Here is a 15,330-nt window from a genome sequence, read left to right as displayed (position 1 = left end):
GGTTTTGTTGGTTTTGTTAGAACGCGCGCCGCGGGAATTTTCCCGCGGCGCGCCGGTAGGTTCTTCAGATTTCCGAAGCAGCTTCGGAAGCGGAGGCTTCTTCCCCCGCCGCATCCGCGGCGCCGCCGTAAGTGTAGTAAGGCGACAGCAGGGTGAAAAAGTTGTCGTATTCCTTGCCGTTTTCGGTGAGCTTGCGCAGGGAGGTGCCCTCCGAAAGCTCTGCGCAGATTTCGGCCATCGCATCCATGTCGCTGCCCGATTCGATCTTGCCGTCGAGATAATCCATTGCATACTGGACGCCCGCGCGGACAAACAGCATGTTGATCGGCACCGGCCAGGTGGACATCCGTCCGGCGTTTTTGCCTTCGGTGATCTTGCGGGTGGTTTCCGAAAGAATATAGCCAACGTCACCCGCTTTATCCTCGGGGATCGCGATGCCGAGCGCGCCCGGATAGCCGTGATACGGGCTCGGGCAGCACTGCTGCGGGAAAATCGCGCCGCCCGCGATAACCTGCTTGATGAGCGGTTCCTGCATCGAGCAATTGGTTGCGAAGAAGGCGGTGTCCTTACCGTATTTGGCAATCATCTTCGGCACATCCTCAAGGATAAACTGCTGGGCGCCGGGCACGCCGGAATCGCCTGTCGGGTCGGGCGCTGTGGCTTCCACAAATTCGATGCCAAGTTCCTCCGCGGTTTGTCTCAGCAGGTCGCGGCGGCCGGCCAGCAGCGCGACCGACATGTGGCGCGGGAAGGAGTAGTGCACGAAAGTTTTCGCACCCATCGCCTTCGCCTGCTCCATAATGGTGCGTCCCATGCCGAGCTCATCCGCATTCAGCACCATATCGGCTTCCCGCGCGATGACCGCCGGATCTTCTCCGGTCACGCCCGCGATCACCAGCAGATCGGGACGCAGTTCCTTCGCTTTGGAAATGGCCGCCGCCGCGCCGGGCACCGCCTGCAAAAAGACCAGCGCCTTGACTTCCGGATCGGCCACGAGGTTCAGGACGTTTGAGATGGTGGTTTCCTGTTCCTTTGAGAAGTTGTCCGGGTAGGTCGCTGTGACGACGATATCCGGATATTTTTCCTTCATCTCCTGCGCGGCGCGGAATTCCTCCTCGCCCTGGGAAACAGTGCCCGTGATGATTGCAATTTTATAAGGTGCGGCGGCATCTCCCTGCGGCCCGCTGCCGGAAGAACCGGAAGGTGCGCCAGAACTGGATGAGGTGCCGCAGGACGCAAGGCCGAAGGCCATCGCCAGCGCTAGCAACGTTGAAATCAGTTTTTTCATTTGGAAATCCTCCTAAAATGGTATGGATTCTACAATCCGGAGCCTAACATACCACAACCGTTCGTCCGGCGCAATCTCCAGAGGCAGATGCTGGCGTGTCGGCCATCATTTCAAGTCGGGAATTTCCAAAAAAATACGAATTCAGCAGCGGCTGGCAAGATCATTTTCCTAAAATTGCGGAGCTTTTGGGGACGCATTGGCCGTAAGATTCGCGGTTTCGTGATAGCTCTCCCCGGGTTTTACCAGACGCCCCAATACAATATACCGCTGATCCGGATTCTGGGAATAGGTACCATATTTATAGGAACAGGTGGAAAGCGTGATGATCCGGTCCTCCGGTGCGACATCTACGTCATAGGTGTATTGGGAACGCGCTTTCATGTCCGCGATGAGCGCATCGAATTGTTCGTCCGAGTATTCCGCGTAGTGATATGGGACCGGCGTAGTCTCGCTTTCGCAGTAGACAACCGCAAAAATTTCAAAAATATGGGTTTCGGCCGGGGTGGTGAAATAGATATAGGGGGTCTTTTTGGCAATCTCGATATCATCGAGCTTTAAAAGCTGCGCGAACTTCACCCCATCCGGATTGTCCTTGACGCCCATTGGATCTCCGAGGTTATGTCCATAGATGATGCTGTTCTGCGCAAGATCGGCGCCGTCGTCGAATAGGAGGCTTTCGTAGTCGAGATAATAGCAGCCTTCATAGGCATATTTTTTCTCCACGTCGCGCCGCAGGTAATATTCGTTGTCGGTGGTCTGCACCACCGCCTCATTGATGGCGGTGTTCGGCAGCTGCAGCCAGCCAACCACATCGCCGTTCTTTGCAATCGCCGCTTCGAGCTGCGCGCTGACATCCGGCACCTTCGGCTGGTATCCGCCGCCCGATGTATATTCGCCTTCCGGCGGCAGGATTTCTCCCTGCTCCTTTTTGCAGCCGGCGCATTCGATCAGCAAAAGCACGCCAAACGCCGCGGCCAGAAGCCTTCGAGGGATTGCCGTCATGCTCAATCATCCTTTCAGAGAATGCTTTTCCCGATCTATTGTGTGCAAAGGATCTCTGGATATTACACGGCACACAAAAATCCACATCTGGAGGATAACGCCATAAAGGAATAAAACAGCATCATCGACGCCGCGCTGGGCACGAAAAATGAAATCGCCGCGCCAGCGCTTTTCACTGTTAAAGAATAAATGCTGGACAAAATCCACCCGCTTTCCTTTGGAAAACGGGCTTTTTTCGGCTCGCGTTTCATATAGTTATTTGTAATCAACAAATATTGTGGTGAAACTATGAAACGTATCCAGATCTTTTTGGTCAACGCCGGCATCCTCACCGCGACCTCCCTGCTCATCAGCAGCGCCGGGGTCTGGTTCAACCTTTATATTTCCGAAAAGCTCGGCGCGGTCGGCATGGGCGTGTTCCAGCTGATGATGTCGGTCTATTCGCTGACTGTAACGCTGGCTTCCTCCGGCATCAACCTCGCCGCGACCCGTCTGGTTGCCGAGGAAACGATCCGCGGCGGCGCGGGCGGCAGAGCCGCGATGCGCCGCTGCCTTGCCTACAGCCTTTTCTTCGGGAGTCTTGCGGGCTGCGCGCTCTTTTTCGGCGCAAACTGGGTCGGTACAAACTGGCTGCACAATGAGGATACCATCCGGCCGCTCATGGTCATGGCGCTTTCGATGCCGCTCATTGGCATGTCCTGTGCGCTCACCGGATATTTCACCGCCGTGCGCCGGGTAGCCAAATCCGCCGCTTCGCAGATTCTCGAGTCCTTCCTCAAGATCACCCTCACCATCTTTGCCCTCACCTTCCTGATGCCTGAAGGGCTAGAGCATGCCTGCCTTGCAATCACCCTCTCCGGCGTGATCGCGGAGGGGGCCTCCTTCCTCTTCGCCTATGCGCTCTACCGTGTGGACAGCCGCCGCCATCAAACGCCCGGCGCGCCATCCAGAGGGCTCACTGTCCGGTTGCTGGGCATCGCACTGCCGGTCGCACTGAGCAGCTATCTGCGTTCCGGGCTCGCCACCGTCAAAAACCTGCTCGTCCCGGTACGGCTTCAAGCGGGCGGCGTGGCCGCCGGGGATTCCTTTGCCATGTTCGGCCTGGTGCATGGCGTAGCGCTGCCGGTCATCACTTTCCCATACGCTTTTTTGAACGCCTTCAACGCGCTCATTGTCCCGGAGCTTGCCCAGTCGCACAGCCAGCACCAGAATGTCAGCCGGATGATTGAGCGGATGTTCCAGCTCACGCTTTTCTGCGCGTTTGGGGTCTGCGGGGTGCTCTTCGCCTTTCCGCATGAGATCGGCGCGATGGTTTCCCAAAACCCGGATACCGCCGTCTACATCCGGCTGCTCGCCCCTGTCATTCCGGTGATGTACCTCGATACAGCCGTGGACAACATGCTCAAGGGCCTCAACGAACAGCTCAGCGTCATGCGCTACAACGTGATCGACGCCTTTCTCAGCATGCTGATGGTCTACGCCCTGCTGCCGTTTTGGGGGATCAAGGGGTATATCATCGTCATCTGTTTAAGCGAGGTATTCAACTTTTCGTTAAGCGTCGGCCGGCTCATCAAAGTCACTCAGTTCCGATTTGATCTCACCGAGCGGGTCGTCAAGCCGGTCCTCTGCATCGCCATCGCGGTGCTTGTGAGCCGCATACTGATGCGCGGCGTCCCGGCCGCCTTCCTCCCGCTTATGCGTTCGGTGCTGCTTTGCGGCTTCGCGGGGAGCATCTACACCGGGCTGCTGTTCCTCTGCGGTTATTTTAAACGCGGTTAAATAAAAAGAAGGGATTGGCCGGGGCCAATCCCTTCTTTTTATTCTTTTCAGGCTACCGCGATTTCCCTTGCCGCGCGCTGTGCCGCGCCGGAGAGGTATGCGCAGGTCTGGTCGATATCCTCCGCGAGCGATCCGAAATTGCGGCCTTCGATCGTGATCGTCCCGTTGTAATTTAAGCCGCGCAGCGCGCGCAGGACCGCATGGAAATCGATCGCGCCGAAACCGGGATAATACCGGTTGTTGTCGGAGATGTGCAGATTCCGGAAGAGCTCCCCGTACGCGCTCAGCGCTGCCACCGGGCTGCATTCCTCGATGTTCATGTGGTAGGTGTCTGGCAGAACCTGCACCGGGCCTCCAGCCTCCCGCGCGAAAGCCGCGCCTTCGGCCACCGTGTTCACCAGGAGCGCCTCATAGTGATTGGTCGCCTCCAAGTAAAGCGGCGCGCATTCAAGCGCCCCGCGTCCGGCAAGCTCACCGAGTGAACGCCGCATCTGCGCGGCGCAGACGGCGTGATTGCCGTCCGGGCCGCCTTTGAGAAAGCCGCAGATCACGCCCGCGCCGCATTTCCCGGCATATTTCAGGATTTTTTCCAGCGCATCCACCGTGGCGGCGCGCGCGGTTTCATCCGTGCTGCTCAGGGAAAGTCCGTTTTGTTTGGCATATGCTCCGGACGCGATCATCGTGAGCTTCAGCCCATGCGCATCCAGAACCGTCTGGAGCCTTTGCCGCCCCTTTTCGGAAAAATCCAGCAAGTTCAGCTCCACGCCGTAAAATCCACGCGCCTGAAGCTGCCCCAATATGCGCAGGAATTCCGGGTTGTCCGGATCCGGTGCCGCCGGCAATTGGATGCAAAGCGGATATAGATATGGATGTTTCATCGGTCAGTCTCCTCGAAAGACCGGGAAACTGAGAACTCCTTTTTAAAAATGGAAGAGGAATATCTTCAATTCCCCGCAATCTTTGTCTTTTTTGATTTGATGCTTGACCCCGGCGGGCGCATAAAAGCAGCAGCCCTCCGAAATCGCGGTCTCCTCGTCTCCGACCTTCGCCATCCCTTTTCCAGCGTAGACATAAAAGCCTTCATTGTCCTCATGGACGCCGGGCACGGGGTATTCGTCATTGAGATAGACGGCGGCGGATGCCGAAACGCCGGATACCGGTGCGTTTTCAGCCGTAAAAATGGGGTAATTGACCGAACCGTGCGGCTCGGTATAGACAGCAGGATTCATCCTGGCAAAATAACTCATGCAATATCGCTCCTTCCGGGATAGAGGGTTTTCAGCGCCTGGGGTGAAGTCAGGTTGCGGATCAGCCGAATCCACTCCTTCGCGGACATCCGCTGCAGCGCGTTTTTATACCGTTCGACAGTGATGTGCAGGTGCGCGCGCATCGCTTCCTCCGCGGCATGGATATCACGCGCTTCCAGCGCGTCGATAATGTCAGCATGCTCCCGAACCGTAAGCGCGCTGCGCTGGTCATCGATCAGGGTCAGGAACCGGTAGCGCCGCATCTGCAGCTGGGACACCCGGAACTGTTCAAGCATACGGCTGCTCTTCGATTTTACCGCGATATAATCATGGAGCCGTTCATCGATTTCGAAGGTTAGATGGATCTGGTTGGCCTGGTTCATCTTTATCATCTCGTCGTTGAACGCGCGCATCTGCGCGATATCCTGCGCGGTGAGCTCCCCATTCTGGATGGTCAGGCGCAGCATCATTGTTTCCAACGCTTCGCGCATATGGCAAAGGTCGGTTAGGTCGCCGGCGTCAATTTTCCGGACAATCTGCCCTTTTTCACTCATTGTGACAAGGCCGTCCTTCACAAGGGAGGCCAATGCTTCCCGTACCGGTGTCCGGCTGATCCCGAGCTGCTTGGAAAGGGTGAAATCCGAAACGCGCTGCCCTGGTTCCAGGTCGAAGCAGAGGATCATATCCCGGATCATGGTATAGGCCTGGTAGTTGATTGAATCGTTCGTCTTTTTCATGGTCTCCCTCGATTGATGTTTCATTGTAAAATCATCAGAATTCTTATCCTATTATTTTACATGAACCAACCCTATTAATCAAGCGGTGGATTTGTTTTAGAACGACCAATCCGGTTTAATCAGTCGTGGGACCGCAAAGGCAATGTCCGGGAAAAACGCAAGCAGCACCGCAACCGAAGCCGTGACCGCTATGTAGGGCAGCACCGCTTTGAACGCCCGGTGGATCGGCATGTGCGCGATATCGCTTGCAATCAGCAGGCAGAGCCCATAAGGCGGCGTGACCTGGCCCACGGCGAGCGTGATGACAATGACGATCCCCATCTGTACCGGTGTGACGCCGAAGGTTTCCCCAATCGGCAGAAGCATTGGGACAAACAGGATCATAGCCGGGTTGGCGTCCATGAAGGTACCCAGGAACAGGAAGAACAGGAACACCATGAACATAAACATAAAGCGGTTATTGACGATACCGTTTTCAAAGAACGCGGCGATGATCGTGGACACCTTATAGTAGCCCAGCAGCTGGCCGAGCGCATTGGCCGAAGCCAGCGCAAACAACGAAATCGCACTCGTCTTTGCGGATTCCATAAAGATCTCCGCAATATCACGCGGATGGATGGTACGGAATACGAAAATACCCAGGATTCCCGCATACAGGCAGGCAATACACGCCGCTTCAGTCGCGGTGCATACCCCGGCGAGCACGCCGCCCACAATGATGACCGGAGCCACCAGCGAAGGCAGGTTGATAAACGCCTGCCGGGCGATCTCTTTGAGCGGTACGCGCGGGCGGCAGGGGTAATTATGAATTTTCGACGCAATAAATACAACCGCCATCTGTCCCAGGCCGATCAGAATACCCGGGATGACGCCGCCCAGGAACAGCGCACCGATTGAAGCGTTGGCCACGCTGCTGTAGACGACCATTGGGATGGAGGGCGGGATGATGATGCCGATGGTGCTCGAAGCCGCGGTCACGCCGACCGAGGTTTCCTCCGAAAAACCCTCCTCGATCATGCCGGGGATCAGGATCTTTCCGATACCGGCGGTGTCCGCCTGCGACGAGCCGGAAATACCGGCGAACAGCATCGACACCAGGACGTTCGCATAGCCGAGCCCGCCTTTGATGTGCCCGACCAGCGCACAGCAGAAATCAATCAGCTTGTTGGAAATCTGGCCGCGGTTCATCAGGTTTGCCGCCATGATAAACAGCGGGACTGCCAGAAGCGTAAAAGAATTGAGCCCGCTGAACATCCGCTGTACGACCGTGATAAGCGGGACCGTCCCCATCGCCATAATGCCCGCGACGGCAACCGCCACCAGCACATACGCAATGGGAAGACCCATGATGAGCAGAAGGATAAACAAACCGACCAGTGAAACGCCCATCAGCGCTGGCCTCCTTTCTGGTTCTGTGTCTGCCCGGCCTGTTGTTCCGCAAGCTCCGCCTCGCGGATTGCCGCGGTCGCCTCATCCACGATTTCGCGGGAGGAGGGATCACGGATGAATTTGTAGATCGCCTCGATACAGTACATGGTCGAGGTGAATCCGCAAAGCGGCAGGCAGAGCCATGCCCAGCCGAGGCTGACGGAAGAAAGCGAGGTGAAATGCCAGGTCCAGAACTTTTGGGTAAGCTGCGCGCCGTGCACCAGCATCAAAAGACTGATGCCCAGCAGGATCAGCATGCAGATCATCTCGTTGGCCCAAAAGAGCTTGCCCTTGAATTTTGCCGCGATCGCGGTGAAACGGAAATGGCGGTTCTCCCGGAGCATCAGCGCCGTTCCCATAAAGGTCACCCAGATAAACGCATAGTTGGAGACCTCTTCGGTGAAGTTCGCCGGAATGCCGAGAATCCGGGAGAATACCTGAAAGGCAACCCCGCAGAAAAAGACCGTCAGACACGCAACCGCAAACCAGGTCTGTATTTTAAACAGGATATTGTTTAACTTGGTTAAAATCATAGAAATCTACCTTTCGGAGATACTGTGTGAAGTTCCATATAAGGGAAGGAGGCCATCGTCTGACCTGGCCCCCTTCCCATCGCGGGAATTTTCCGCCTTATTTGCTCAGTTCCACAATCTTTGCATACTGCTCGGAAACGCCGAGCTTCTCCGCGACCGATTCGATGACCGGGGTCGCGGTGGCGATCCACTGGTCGATGTCCTCAACTTCGATGAAGGTGCCGCCTGCGGCTTCGATATCCTTCTGGGCCTTTTCGGTCAGCGAAAGGTCATATTCCCACTGTTTCTCACGGGAGATCTCCGCCGCTTGGTCGACCCAGGCTTTCTGTTCGTCGGTCAGGCTGTCATATTTGGCTTTGCTGATAACGCACATGCGGGTCGCGTAGTCATGCTGGCTGAGCGCGATATACGGGCCGGCCTCATAGAATTTCTGGAGCAGGATATTGCCGAGGTCGTTTTCCGCGGCGTCGATGACCTTGTTCTGCAGGCCGGAATAAAGCTCGTTATACGCGAGGGAGGTCGGCTGCGCGCCGAGCGCCGCCCAGATCGCCTGGACATTTTCACTGCTGTGGACACGAATCTTCACGCCCTTGAGATCGGACATATTGTGAATTTCCTTGGTGCTGAAGATGCTGCGGATGCCGCACATCCAATAAGCGGTGATGCGGAAATCGGATTTTTCTTCGAGCAGCTGCGCCATCGTCTGGCCGACCTCGCCGGACGTGACCTCTTTCCAGTGGTCAACGCTGGTGTAGAGGAACGGCATCGAGAACAGGTCCATTTCCGCGACCGAGGAAGCCAGGAAACTCGGGGAAGTTGCAATCACGTCGACCGTGCCGGTGGCCATCTTCTGAACCAGCTCGGTTTCATCGCCGCCAAGTTCGCCGTTACCGTGGACTTCCAGCGCCATTTTGCCGCCGGAAACTTCTTTCAGCGCGTCGGCAAAGGCCACCATGCCGACATTGAAGGAGCTGTCATCCGAGTTAACATGGGCGCCGATCAAGGTAACTTCGGGGGTGACTTCCGCGGACCCGGCCGCGGAGGAAGCAGGAGCCGCCGTGGAACCCGCCGGGGCTGCGGAAGATGCCGGAGCGGCAGAACCGCCGCAGCCAACCAGGTTTACAAACATCAGGGCGCTTAACAGGACACCAAAAATTCTCTTCATATCCATTCTCCTTATCTTTTTCTCGGGATAAACTTTGCCTCCTGACGGAAACAAAGATGCGGGCCATTATTTTTGATTGTAGCGCGCAAGGATCAGGTCGGTACAGGCGGGGTCCGAGAACACATAGGTATGGTAGGCGGGCTTTTCGGTACGGTTGAAGATCTGATGCCACTCGCCGGCCGGCACATAAATCACGTCGCGCGGGCCAAGCACTTCGGTCCTGTCTGCAAAAACGAACTCGAGCTCGCCTTCGACCACATGCATCACCTCGTCCGCATCATGCACATGGTTTTGATTGCTGCTGTGCGGCGGGACTTCGCAGCCGCCGCAGCCAAGCCGCACACCGTCCGCAGTTGAGAGCTGCACAAACGAAGTGCGTTTCGGCTCGTCAAATACGACTGCGGCGGCATCTTTGAAATGATTTACCTTGTGTTCCATGTAAAATTACCTCCAAAGTGTATACATATTTTTCTTATATTTCAAAATATATTTGAAATATTATGTATACATAATAGCCCTACAACATCCCAATGTCAAGCTTATTTTACCATATTTGTTTATATTGTTAGGATAATATATGCTTTTATTGTCAATAATCCATTATTTCAATTTGATTTTGAATCTGATAAATGTATACACATCCGTTTCTTCCGGAATTCGTGCAAAAATCTACAGAAATGTAAGACAAAGAAGCCCATCTTCCCCAAACGAGGGAAGATGGGCTTCTTTGCTGAAAAATGTATACAGTTATTGCAGCAGCCCCGCCACCAGCGGCAGGGTGAACGCGCTGCAAAACACCGTGATGATCGCCGCCTGCGAAGCGTAGTCCACCTGGGTATTCCCGTAATCCCGGCACATCAGCGCAAACATGCTGCTGGAGGGCAGCGCCGTAATGAGCGTCAGAAAAATCCGAGCCGGTTCATAGATTCCCAACCAGCCAGCCACATGGTGGACCAACAGCGGAGCCAGGATCATCTTGATCACCACAACCGCAACAGACGGCCATCCCCGGTAAAGCTTACGCAGATCGATCCGGGCGATACTCGCGCCGATGCAGATCATCGCCAGCGGCGAGGAACAGCTTCCGATCTGTCCCAGCGCCTCCATTACCAAATTATCGGTTGGAACCCGCAGCAGCATAAATAAAAGTCCGATAAATACGCCCACCGACGCGGGCTGGAGGATTTTTCCCAACCGGTCCCGCATGGTAAGCGGCCCGTTGTCATCCGTCTGCCCGCGCGAAAGCGCCAGTCCAATTGTCCAGCAGGCGATATTGTCGACAATCGAATAGATCCCGAAAGCAGCCGCCCCCGCGGGCCCCCAAACGGCCTTCACCAGCGGGATTCCAAAGAATCCGAGGCTGCCGAAACTCATGAGCGCCATCTGCGCCTTACGCAGATCCCCTTTAAAGCGCATCAGAACCGCACTGATCCATCCAGCCCCCAGCAGCAGCAAAAAGGTGCAGAATCCACCGGCTGTCATTGGGAGAAACAGCCGTATATTTTCCGGGCCGGCGCTTCTGGTCATCGTATCGATCAGCAGCGCCGGCAGAATGAGCCGCATAATAATGGTATTGAGCCGGTCGTGCAGTTCATCGGTCAGCAGCCCGCACTTCTTGGCAAAAAAGCCGAATGCGATCAGGATGAGAAATCCATAGAGGCGCGCGGTTAAAATCTGCATATCGATCTGCATGAAACCATTCCTTTCGTCTCATCCGCCCCAAAACCGGATAAAAATACGGTTTTAATCATAGCCAAACCATCCGGCAAAGTCAATAGAAAGTTCCGCGGCACCCTTCTCTGTCCGCTGTTTTCGCAAGCTTCTTTACAGCAAACGGGCTCCAGGCCGATGCCCGGAGCCCGTTTTATTCAGGATAGGAGCTGGCGCGGCCTTCTCAAAGAATGCCAAATTTGGCAAATGCGGCCGTAGCGGTCATCCCGCCTTCAATTGCCTGGCGCACCACCTTTTCCCCGCGCGCTTTTTCAAGCGCCTGTTCAATCACCTCATGTTCTACCGCGCGCGGGATAATGAGCACACCGTCCACGTCGCCAAAGACCAAATCTCCAGGTTTGACCGTGACTGCTCCAACTTCAATCCGGCAGCGATAATCGATGACCTGCGTGCGCACGGAGGAGTCCTGCGCAAACCTTCCCCGGCTGAAAACCGGAAAGCCCTGCGCTTTCACCTGCGGGCTGTCACGGTAGTAACCGTTGATCACAGCGCCCACACAGCCGCGCACACGCGCCGCAGCGGTCAGCAGCTCTCCCCAATAGGCGCAGCGCATCTCTCCTCCGCTGGCAAGATAGACCTCTCCTTCCCTCAGCTGGTCGAGCGCCTCGGTCAAATAGCCGAACGGTTTCTTCTGCGGGCCGTAGACGTCGGTCATCAAAACCGGCATTGCACGGCCTACAAGCTTGTCCTCCTCCCGGATTGGGGACAGCCCCGCCGGCAGGAACTGGTGATAATAACCCAATCCATCCAGGATGTCCCCCACCACAGGGGTATACAGTTCCGTCCTGATCATTTCAAATAGCTCTTTGTCCGAATTCCACATATTTTGATTCAACCTTTGTCCTTTACCTCTATTAGTTCCGCTTCCTTTTCTAAGATTTCGCGGATTAGGTTCATCCGTTCTTCCCCGCCCGTGAACTCCAATCGGCGATAACCGAACGGGTCGATCTCATGGCGGATTTTGTAAAGCTCGTCTGCCGTGGGCGGCTGTGTTTCCTGTACGTCCGGGCTGAACATCACGTCGAACCCCGTATTCCGCCGGATCTGCTCCCGTGTGACGCCGGGATGAATCTGCGTGACCCAAAGCCTGCGGCTTTGCTGTTCTAGCTCCAGAACGCAGAGATCGGTAATAACCCGCATGCAGCCATCCGGCAGCCCCTGCTTCTCCCGTTCTTCGGCGGTGACATAACAGAACCTGCCTCCGGGATAGGAGACCGCTTCACCAATCCGGCGCGGCTCATGTTTTGTAATGTAGTAATAGGCATTGTGATGCAGGTTCAGGATATCTGCCAGTCCAGCCTGTCCCGGCAGCAGCACCTTGAGCGCACCCTGTGTATCACGGATTTGAGAATTGTTGATATTCCCGTTTGCATCCAGTTGGGCGCATCCGCCAAATTCCACCGCGGTGAGACTCTTCTGGTAAATCCATTGCCATAAATCTTCAATCGCCCAGTGCGCAGCAGCCGCATGATAGGCCACCGGTTCCGCAAAGGAAAGGGACGCCGGGCCATACGGCAGATCGACCAGCCCACAGAACGGGATCAGCGTACAGTGCGGCGCGCGGGTCCCCTTGGCCAGCAGATAGGCGACCATCGCAAGCGGGGTGTTCGAACCTACTGTCGTCACCATGTGATCCTGGATCTGCCGGGACATCAGGCAGGCCATCAGTTCATCCGGCGTATAACCCTCCGGATCCGGGGTCCGCGCGCACGGCGCAATCGCCTTTCTCAGCCGGTTATTGGTCATCCCCGCATATTCGCGGAGCCTCGCAAGGCGCACTTTTAAAGGGTTCTGGAAAGGCTCCCCGGGCAGCGCTTCGAGCAGCCGTTCATAATCGGTGGCATAATACGGCAGACAGGAGGCTGGATAAGCCCCGCCACTGTGCACGCATAAGCCGCTGATCAAAAAATGCGGAAAGATATGCGCACGGCTGTCCTGTAAAAAATTATGCGGCTCCACCAATTCCTCCACGCTGACAAAGGCTTTTTTGGACGCTCCGATATAGAGTTTGTCCAGCCCCATCGTCCCGAATACCGCCACATTTCCTTCCCGGTCGGCCTGCTGCGCGTGGATGAGCGCAACATCCGGGCAAAGTGCCCGTACAAGCCCTATTTTCCTGCCAGTAAACGGACAATCCGCATGCCGGTAGGAACTGGTTTCCCGGTCGAACGAGGAACCTTCCGGCGGCTGGAGCACCCCATAGGGAAGTCCCAGCCGCGCGGCTTCCAGCGCGGTGTTCATCTGTAAGGCGGTCCACTCCTCGTATTCGATCTTCCCGTTCTGGCAGGCCGACCGAAAAGCCGGTGCAAGCCCGAGCAGATCAAGGCTGATAAAACTGTAGATCACCTTTTTCACAAGCCCCGCACAGATCAGCTGTTCCAGCGCGTAACCGCTCGCCTGCGTTATGATGGTAAGGTCTTTTACACCCCTTCTGACCAGCGCCCCGATGAGCGCCAGAGGAAGGCGGATGAACCACAGCCCCCCAAGCGCCACCGTATCTCCGTTGTGAATCTGCGCGGCAATCCCATCCGCGTCATAAAACGCGGCCGCGCCTAAATTGCGGTAATCCATTCCACCCCTCCGTCAGATCACATCAAAAGATTCGGCAGGAAAGTCGCAAGCGGCGGGATGAAGGTGATCATCACCAACACCACCAGCAGTGCTGCCAAAAACGGCCAAACATCCTTGATAAAATCGGCAATCCGCAGTTTCAGCACCGAACAGACGGTGAACATAATGGTTCCAAACGGCGGCGTCACGCCCCCGATGGTGATGTTGACCACCATGACGATTCCAAAATGAATCGGATCGATCCCCAGCGCGGTGATCACTGGAACCAAAAGCGGCGTCAGGATGATCAGCGTAGGCGTACCTTCCAGGAACATCCCCAGGAAGAGCAGGAACACGTTGATAATCATCAGCATCAGGTATTTGTTGTCCGTGAGGCCGACAAGCATCTCGGAAATCATCTGCGGGATCCGTTCCCAGCTCATATAATAGCCGAAAGCCGACGCCGCCACGATGATCAGCATAACTGTACAAGTCGAGAGGACCGATTCCTTGATAATGGCGGGAATATGCTCAAACCGGAGCTCTTTGTAGATGAAAAGCCCGACCAGGACGGTGTAGACCACCGTCATTGCGCCCGCCTCGCTCGCGGTGAACATTCCCAGCCGCATTCCCATGATGAGCCCGAACGGCAAAAACAGCGCCCAGATGGATTTTTTAAATTCTTCCCAGATCTCCCGTCCGGTCGCGCGTTTCTCACGAGAGGGTTTATAGCCGCGCTTTTTAGAGATAATCGATACCACAATCATCAGAGCAATGGTGATCAGGATACCCGGCACATAGCCCGCTAGGAACATCTTGCCCACCGACACGTCCGCCATGAAAGCAAACAGAATCAGGCTGATGCCCGGTGGGATGATCGGCGTGATGACTGCCGAGGTTGCGGTGATCGCGGCGGAAAAGCCCATGTCATAGCCGCGGCGGACCATTTCCGGGACGAGCATCTTGCTCTGCATCGCGGCGTCGGCATTGCCCGATCCGGACACGCCGCCCATCAGGGCGCTCAGGAGAACATTGACCTGACCGAGCCCGCCTCGCATGTGCCCGGTGAGCACATCCGCAAAATTGAGCAGGTGCGCCGAGATGCCCGAATAGGTCATGATCGTACCGGCCAGAATGAAAAACGGAACCGCCATCAGCGGGAAGGACTCCGCTCCGGAGACCATCCGCTGCACCACCATTTCGATCGGCATGCCTGTATCAAAAAACAGGAAATACGAAAGGGTCGAAGCGATCAGGCAGTAGGCCACCGGAACCTTGATCAAAAAGAGCAGGAACAAAAGGAGCAGCGGCAGCATTCCCATATTCATATCGGCTCCTCCTGTCCTTCGATTTTTTCCGGCGCGTTGAAATTTCGGATATCACCGATGAGAAACTTAACGGAATAGATCGACATCAAGCCGAACCCGACCAGAGCCGCAGCGTCAATGACGCTGTAGGGCATGCGCAGCGACGGAGTCAGCTTGCTGCCAGCCGACAATGTGAGCTTCCAGCTCAGATAGGTCATGTAGAAATTGACCGCCAGCAGCAGGACATCCACCGCAATTTCAACTGCCCGGCGCGCTTTCAGCGGCAGAAAATTGACAAAGCAGTCAATCCCAATGTGGCTCCTTTCCTTGTAGCAGACGCTTGCCCCCACGAAGATAAGCCATACAAACATGGAGGTTGCGATCTCCTCCGCCTGCATCAGCGGGGAATTGAAAAAATAACGCGAAATAGCGTTTACCGCAACGATCAGCGTCATGATCGAGATCGCAGCTCCCGCAGCATACAGGCCGAGTTCCTGCACAGGCGGCTTGGCGCCTTTTTTCATCTTCACATCTTCCTTTCAGAAAGCCGGTATCCTTACCGA

At 55.8% G+C, this 15,330-nt stretch carries 15 protein-coding genes; 1 reads left to right on the top strand and 14 read right to left on the bottom strand.

The annotated features are described in order from the left end of the window. Window positions 1–64: 64 nt before the first annotated feature. Both BN4275_RS11755 and BN4275_RS11750 read right to left on the bottom strand, forming a co-directional pair. Window positions 65–1,288 (bottom strand): DUF3798 domain-containing protein, encoded by a 1,224-nt coding sequence (locus tag BN4275_RS11755; protein WP_066458470.1) that lies wholly within the window; start codon window positions 1,286–1,288, stop codon window positions 65–67. A gap of 168 nt (window positions 1,289–1,456) precedes the next feature. Then, on the bottom strand, window positions 1,457–2,290 hold the full coding sequence (locus tag BN4275_RS11750; protein ID WP_066458468.1) for a class B sortase: 834 nt from the start codon (window positions 2,288–2,290) through the stop codon (window positions 1,457–1,459). A gap of 288 nt (window positions 2,291–2,578) precedes the next feature. Here BN4275_RS11750 and BN4275_RS11740 point away from each other — a divergent pair, with 288 nt between their 5' ends. Then, window positions 2,579–4,069, top strand: a complete 1,491-nt coding sequence (locus tag BN4275_RS11740; RefSeq protein WP_066458463.1) for an oligosaccharide flippase family protein — start codon at window positions 2,579–2,581, stop codon at window positions 4,067–4,069. A gap of 47 nt (window positions 4,070–4,116) precedes the next feature. On the opposite strand, the gene BN4275_RS11735 is transcribed toward BN4275_RS11740, so the two are convergent. The 12 genes from BN4275_RS11735 to BN4275_RS11680 all read right to left on the bottom strand — a co-directional run bounded on the left by BN4275_RS11735 (window position 4,117) and on the right by BN4275_RS11680 (window position 15,291). Then, entirely contained in the window at window positions 4,117–4,947 is an 831-nt protein-coding gene (locus BN4275_RS11735) for a sugar phosphate isomerase/epimerase family protein (RefSeq protein ID WP_066458459.1), read from the bottom strand. A 42-nt stretch (window positions 4,948–4,989) separates the two neighbouring features. Continuing rightward, entirely contained in the window at window positions 4,990–5,316 is a 327-nt protein-coding gene (locus BN4275_RS11730; protein WP_066458456.1) for a cupin domain-containing protein, read from the bottom strand. Beyond that, entirely contained in the window at window positions 5,313–6,053 is a 741-nt protein-coding gene (locus BN4275_RS11725) for a GntR family transcriptional regulator (protein WP_066458453.1), read from the bottom strand. The genes BN4275_RS11730 and BN4275_RS11725 overlap by 4 nt, the downstream gene beginning before the upstream one ends. Window positions 6,054–6,149: 96 nt before the next feature. Beyond that, the gene (locus tag BN4275_RS11720; protein ID WP_066458450.1) at window positions 6,150–7,442 is read right to left on the bottom strand and encodes a TRAP transporter large permease; all 1,293 of its coding nucleotides are present in this window, start codon (window positions 7,440–7,442) and stop codon (window positions 6,150–6,152) included. Further along, window positions 7,442–8,014 carry a TRAP transporter small permease gene (locus tag BN4275_RS11715; protein WP_066458447.1) on the bottom strand — a complete coding sequence of 191 codons (573 nt, stop codon included), beginning with the start codon at window positions 8,012–8,014 and terminating at the stop codon, window positions 7,442–7,444. Before BN4275_RS11715 ends, BN4275_RS11720 begins: the two co-directional genes overlap by 1 nt. A 97-nt stretch (window positions 8,015–8,111) precedes the next feature. After that, on the bottom strand, window positions 8,112–9,179 hold the full coding sequence (locus tag BN4275_RS11710; protein WP_066458444.1) for a TRAP transporter substrate-binding protein: 1,068 nt from the start codon (window positions 9,177–9,179) through the stop codon (window positions 8,112–8,114). A 66-nt stretch (window positions 9,180–9,245) separates the two neighbouring features. Continuing rightward, complete coding sequence (locus tag BN4275_RS11705) at window positions 9,246–9,617, bottom strand: cupin domain-containing protein (RefSeq protein WP_066458442.1); 372 nt, start codon at window positions 9,615–9,617, stop codon at window positions 9,246–9,248. 309 nt (window positions 9,618–9,926) lie between these two features. Further along, on the bottom strand, window positions 9,927–10,871 hold the full coding sequence (locus BN4275_RS11700; protein WP_066458440.1) for an AEC family transporter: 945 nt from the start codon (window positions 10,869–10,871) through the stop codon (window positions 9,927–9,929). A gap of 202 nt (window positions 10,872–11,073) precedes the next feature. Further along, window positions 11,074–11,703, bottom strand: coding sequence for an RraA family protein (locus tag BN4275_RS11695; protein ID WP_341423441.1), 630 nt, complete (start codon window positions 11,701–11,703; stop codon window positions 11,074–11,076). A 38-nt stretch (window positions 11,704–11,741) separates the two neighbouring features. Continuing rightward, window positions 11,742–13,481 (bottom strand): CoA-transferase, encoded by a 1,740-nt coding sequence (locus BN4275_RS11690; RefSeq protein WP_066458430.1) that lies wholly within the window; start codon window positions 13,479–13,481, stop codon window positions 11,742–11,744. 17 nt (window positions 13,482–13,498) lie between these two features. Continuing rightward, complete coding sequence (locus BN4275_RS11685) at window positions 13,499–14,788, bottom strand: TRAP transporter large permease (RefSeq protein ID WP_242863652.1); 1,290 nt, start codon at window positions 14,786–14,788, stop codon at window positions 13,499–13,501. Further along, window positions 14,785–15,291, bottom strand: coding sequence for a TRAP transporter small permease (locus tag BN4275_RS11680; protein ID WP_066458427.1), 507 nt, complete (start codon window positions 15,289–15,291; stop codon window positions 14,785–14,787). The genes BN4275_RS11685 and BN4275_RS11680 overlap by 4 nt, the downstream gene beginning before the upstream one ends. Window positions 15,292–15,330: the final 39 nt, after the last annotated feature.

It is taken from the genome of Anaerotruncus rubiinfantis (assembly GCF_900078395.1).
GTDB classification, from domain to species: Bacteria; Bacillota; Clostridia; order Oscillospirales; family Ruminococcaceae; genus Anaerotruncus; species Anaerotruncus rubiinfantis.
This window is presented reverse-complemented; position numbering and strand designations above follow the sequence as displayed.

Excerpts from the sequence above, each read along its gene's own strand:
- BN4275_RS11755 (WP_066458470.1), bottom strand. The coding sequence starts at position 1,288 with ATGAAAAAACTGATTTCAACGTTGCTAGCGCTGGCGATGGCCTTCGGC.
- BN4275_RS11750 (WP_066458468.1), bottom strand. The coding sequence starts at position 2,290 with ATGACGGCAATCCCTCGAAGGCTTCTGGCCGCGGCGTTTGGCGTGCTT.
- BN4275_RS11740 (WP_066458463.1), top strand. The coding sequence starts at position 2,579 with ATGAAACGTATCCAGATCTTTTTGGTCAACGCCGGCATCCTCACCGCG.
- BN4275_RS11735 (WP_066458459.1), bottom strand. The coding sequence starts at position 4,947 with ATGAAACATCCATATCTATATCCGCTTTGCATCCAATTGCCGGCGGCA.
- BN4275_RS11730 (WP_066458456.1), bottom strand. The coding sequence starts at position 5,316 with ATGAGTTATTTTGCCAGGATGAATCCTGCTGTCTATACCGAGCCGCAC.
- BN4275_RS11725 (WP_066458453.1), bottom strand. The coding sequence starts at position 6,053 with ATGAAAAAGACGAACGATTCAATCAACTACCAGGCCTATACCATGATC.
- BN4275_RS11720 (WP_066458450.1), bottom strand. The coding sequence starts at position 7,442 with ATGGGCGTTTCACTGGTCGGTTTGTTTATCCTTCTGCTCATCATGGGT.
- BN4275_RS11715 (WP_066458447.1), bottom strand. The coding sequence starts at position 8,014 with ATGATTTTAACCAAGTTAAACAATATCCTGTTTAAAATACAGACCTGG.
- BN4275_RS11710 (WP_066458444.1), bottom strand. The coding sequence starts at position 9,179 with ATGAAGAGAATTTTTGGTGTCCTGTTAAGCGCCCTGATGTTTGTAAAC.
- BN4275_RS11705 (WP_066458442.1), bottom strand. The coding sequence starts at position 9,617 with ATGGAACACAAGGTAAATCATTTCAAAGATGCCGCCGCAGTCGTATTT.
- BN4275_RS11700 (WP_066458440.1), bottom strand. The coding sequence starts at position 10,871 with ATGCAGATCGATATGCAGATTTTAACCGCGCGCCTCTATGGATTTCTC.
- BN4275_RS11695 (WP_341423441.1), bottom strand. The coding sequence starts at position 11,703 with ATGATCAGGACGGAACTGTATACCCCTGTGGTGGGGGACATCCTGGAT.
- BN4275_RS11690 (WP_066458430.1), bottom strand. The coding sequence starts at position 13,481 with ATGGATTACCGCAATTTAGGCGCGGCCGCGTTTTATGACGCGGATGGG.
- BN4275_RS11685 (WP_242863652.1), bottom strand. The coding sequence starts at position 14,788 with ATGAATATGGGAATGCTGCCGCTGCTCCTTTTGTTCCTGCTCTTTTTG.
- BN4275_RS11680 (WP_066458427.1), bottom strand. The coding sequence starts at position 15,291 with ATGAAAAAAGGCGCCAAGCCGCCTGTGCAGGAACTCGGCCTGTATGCT.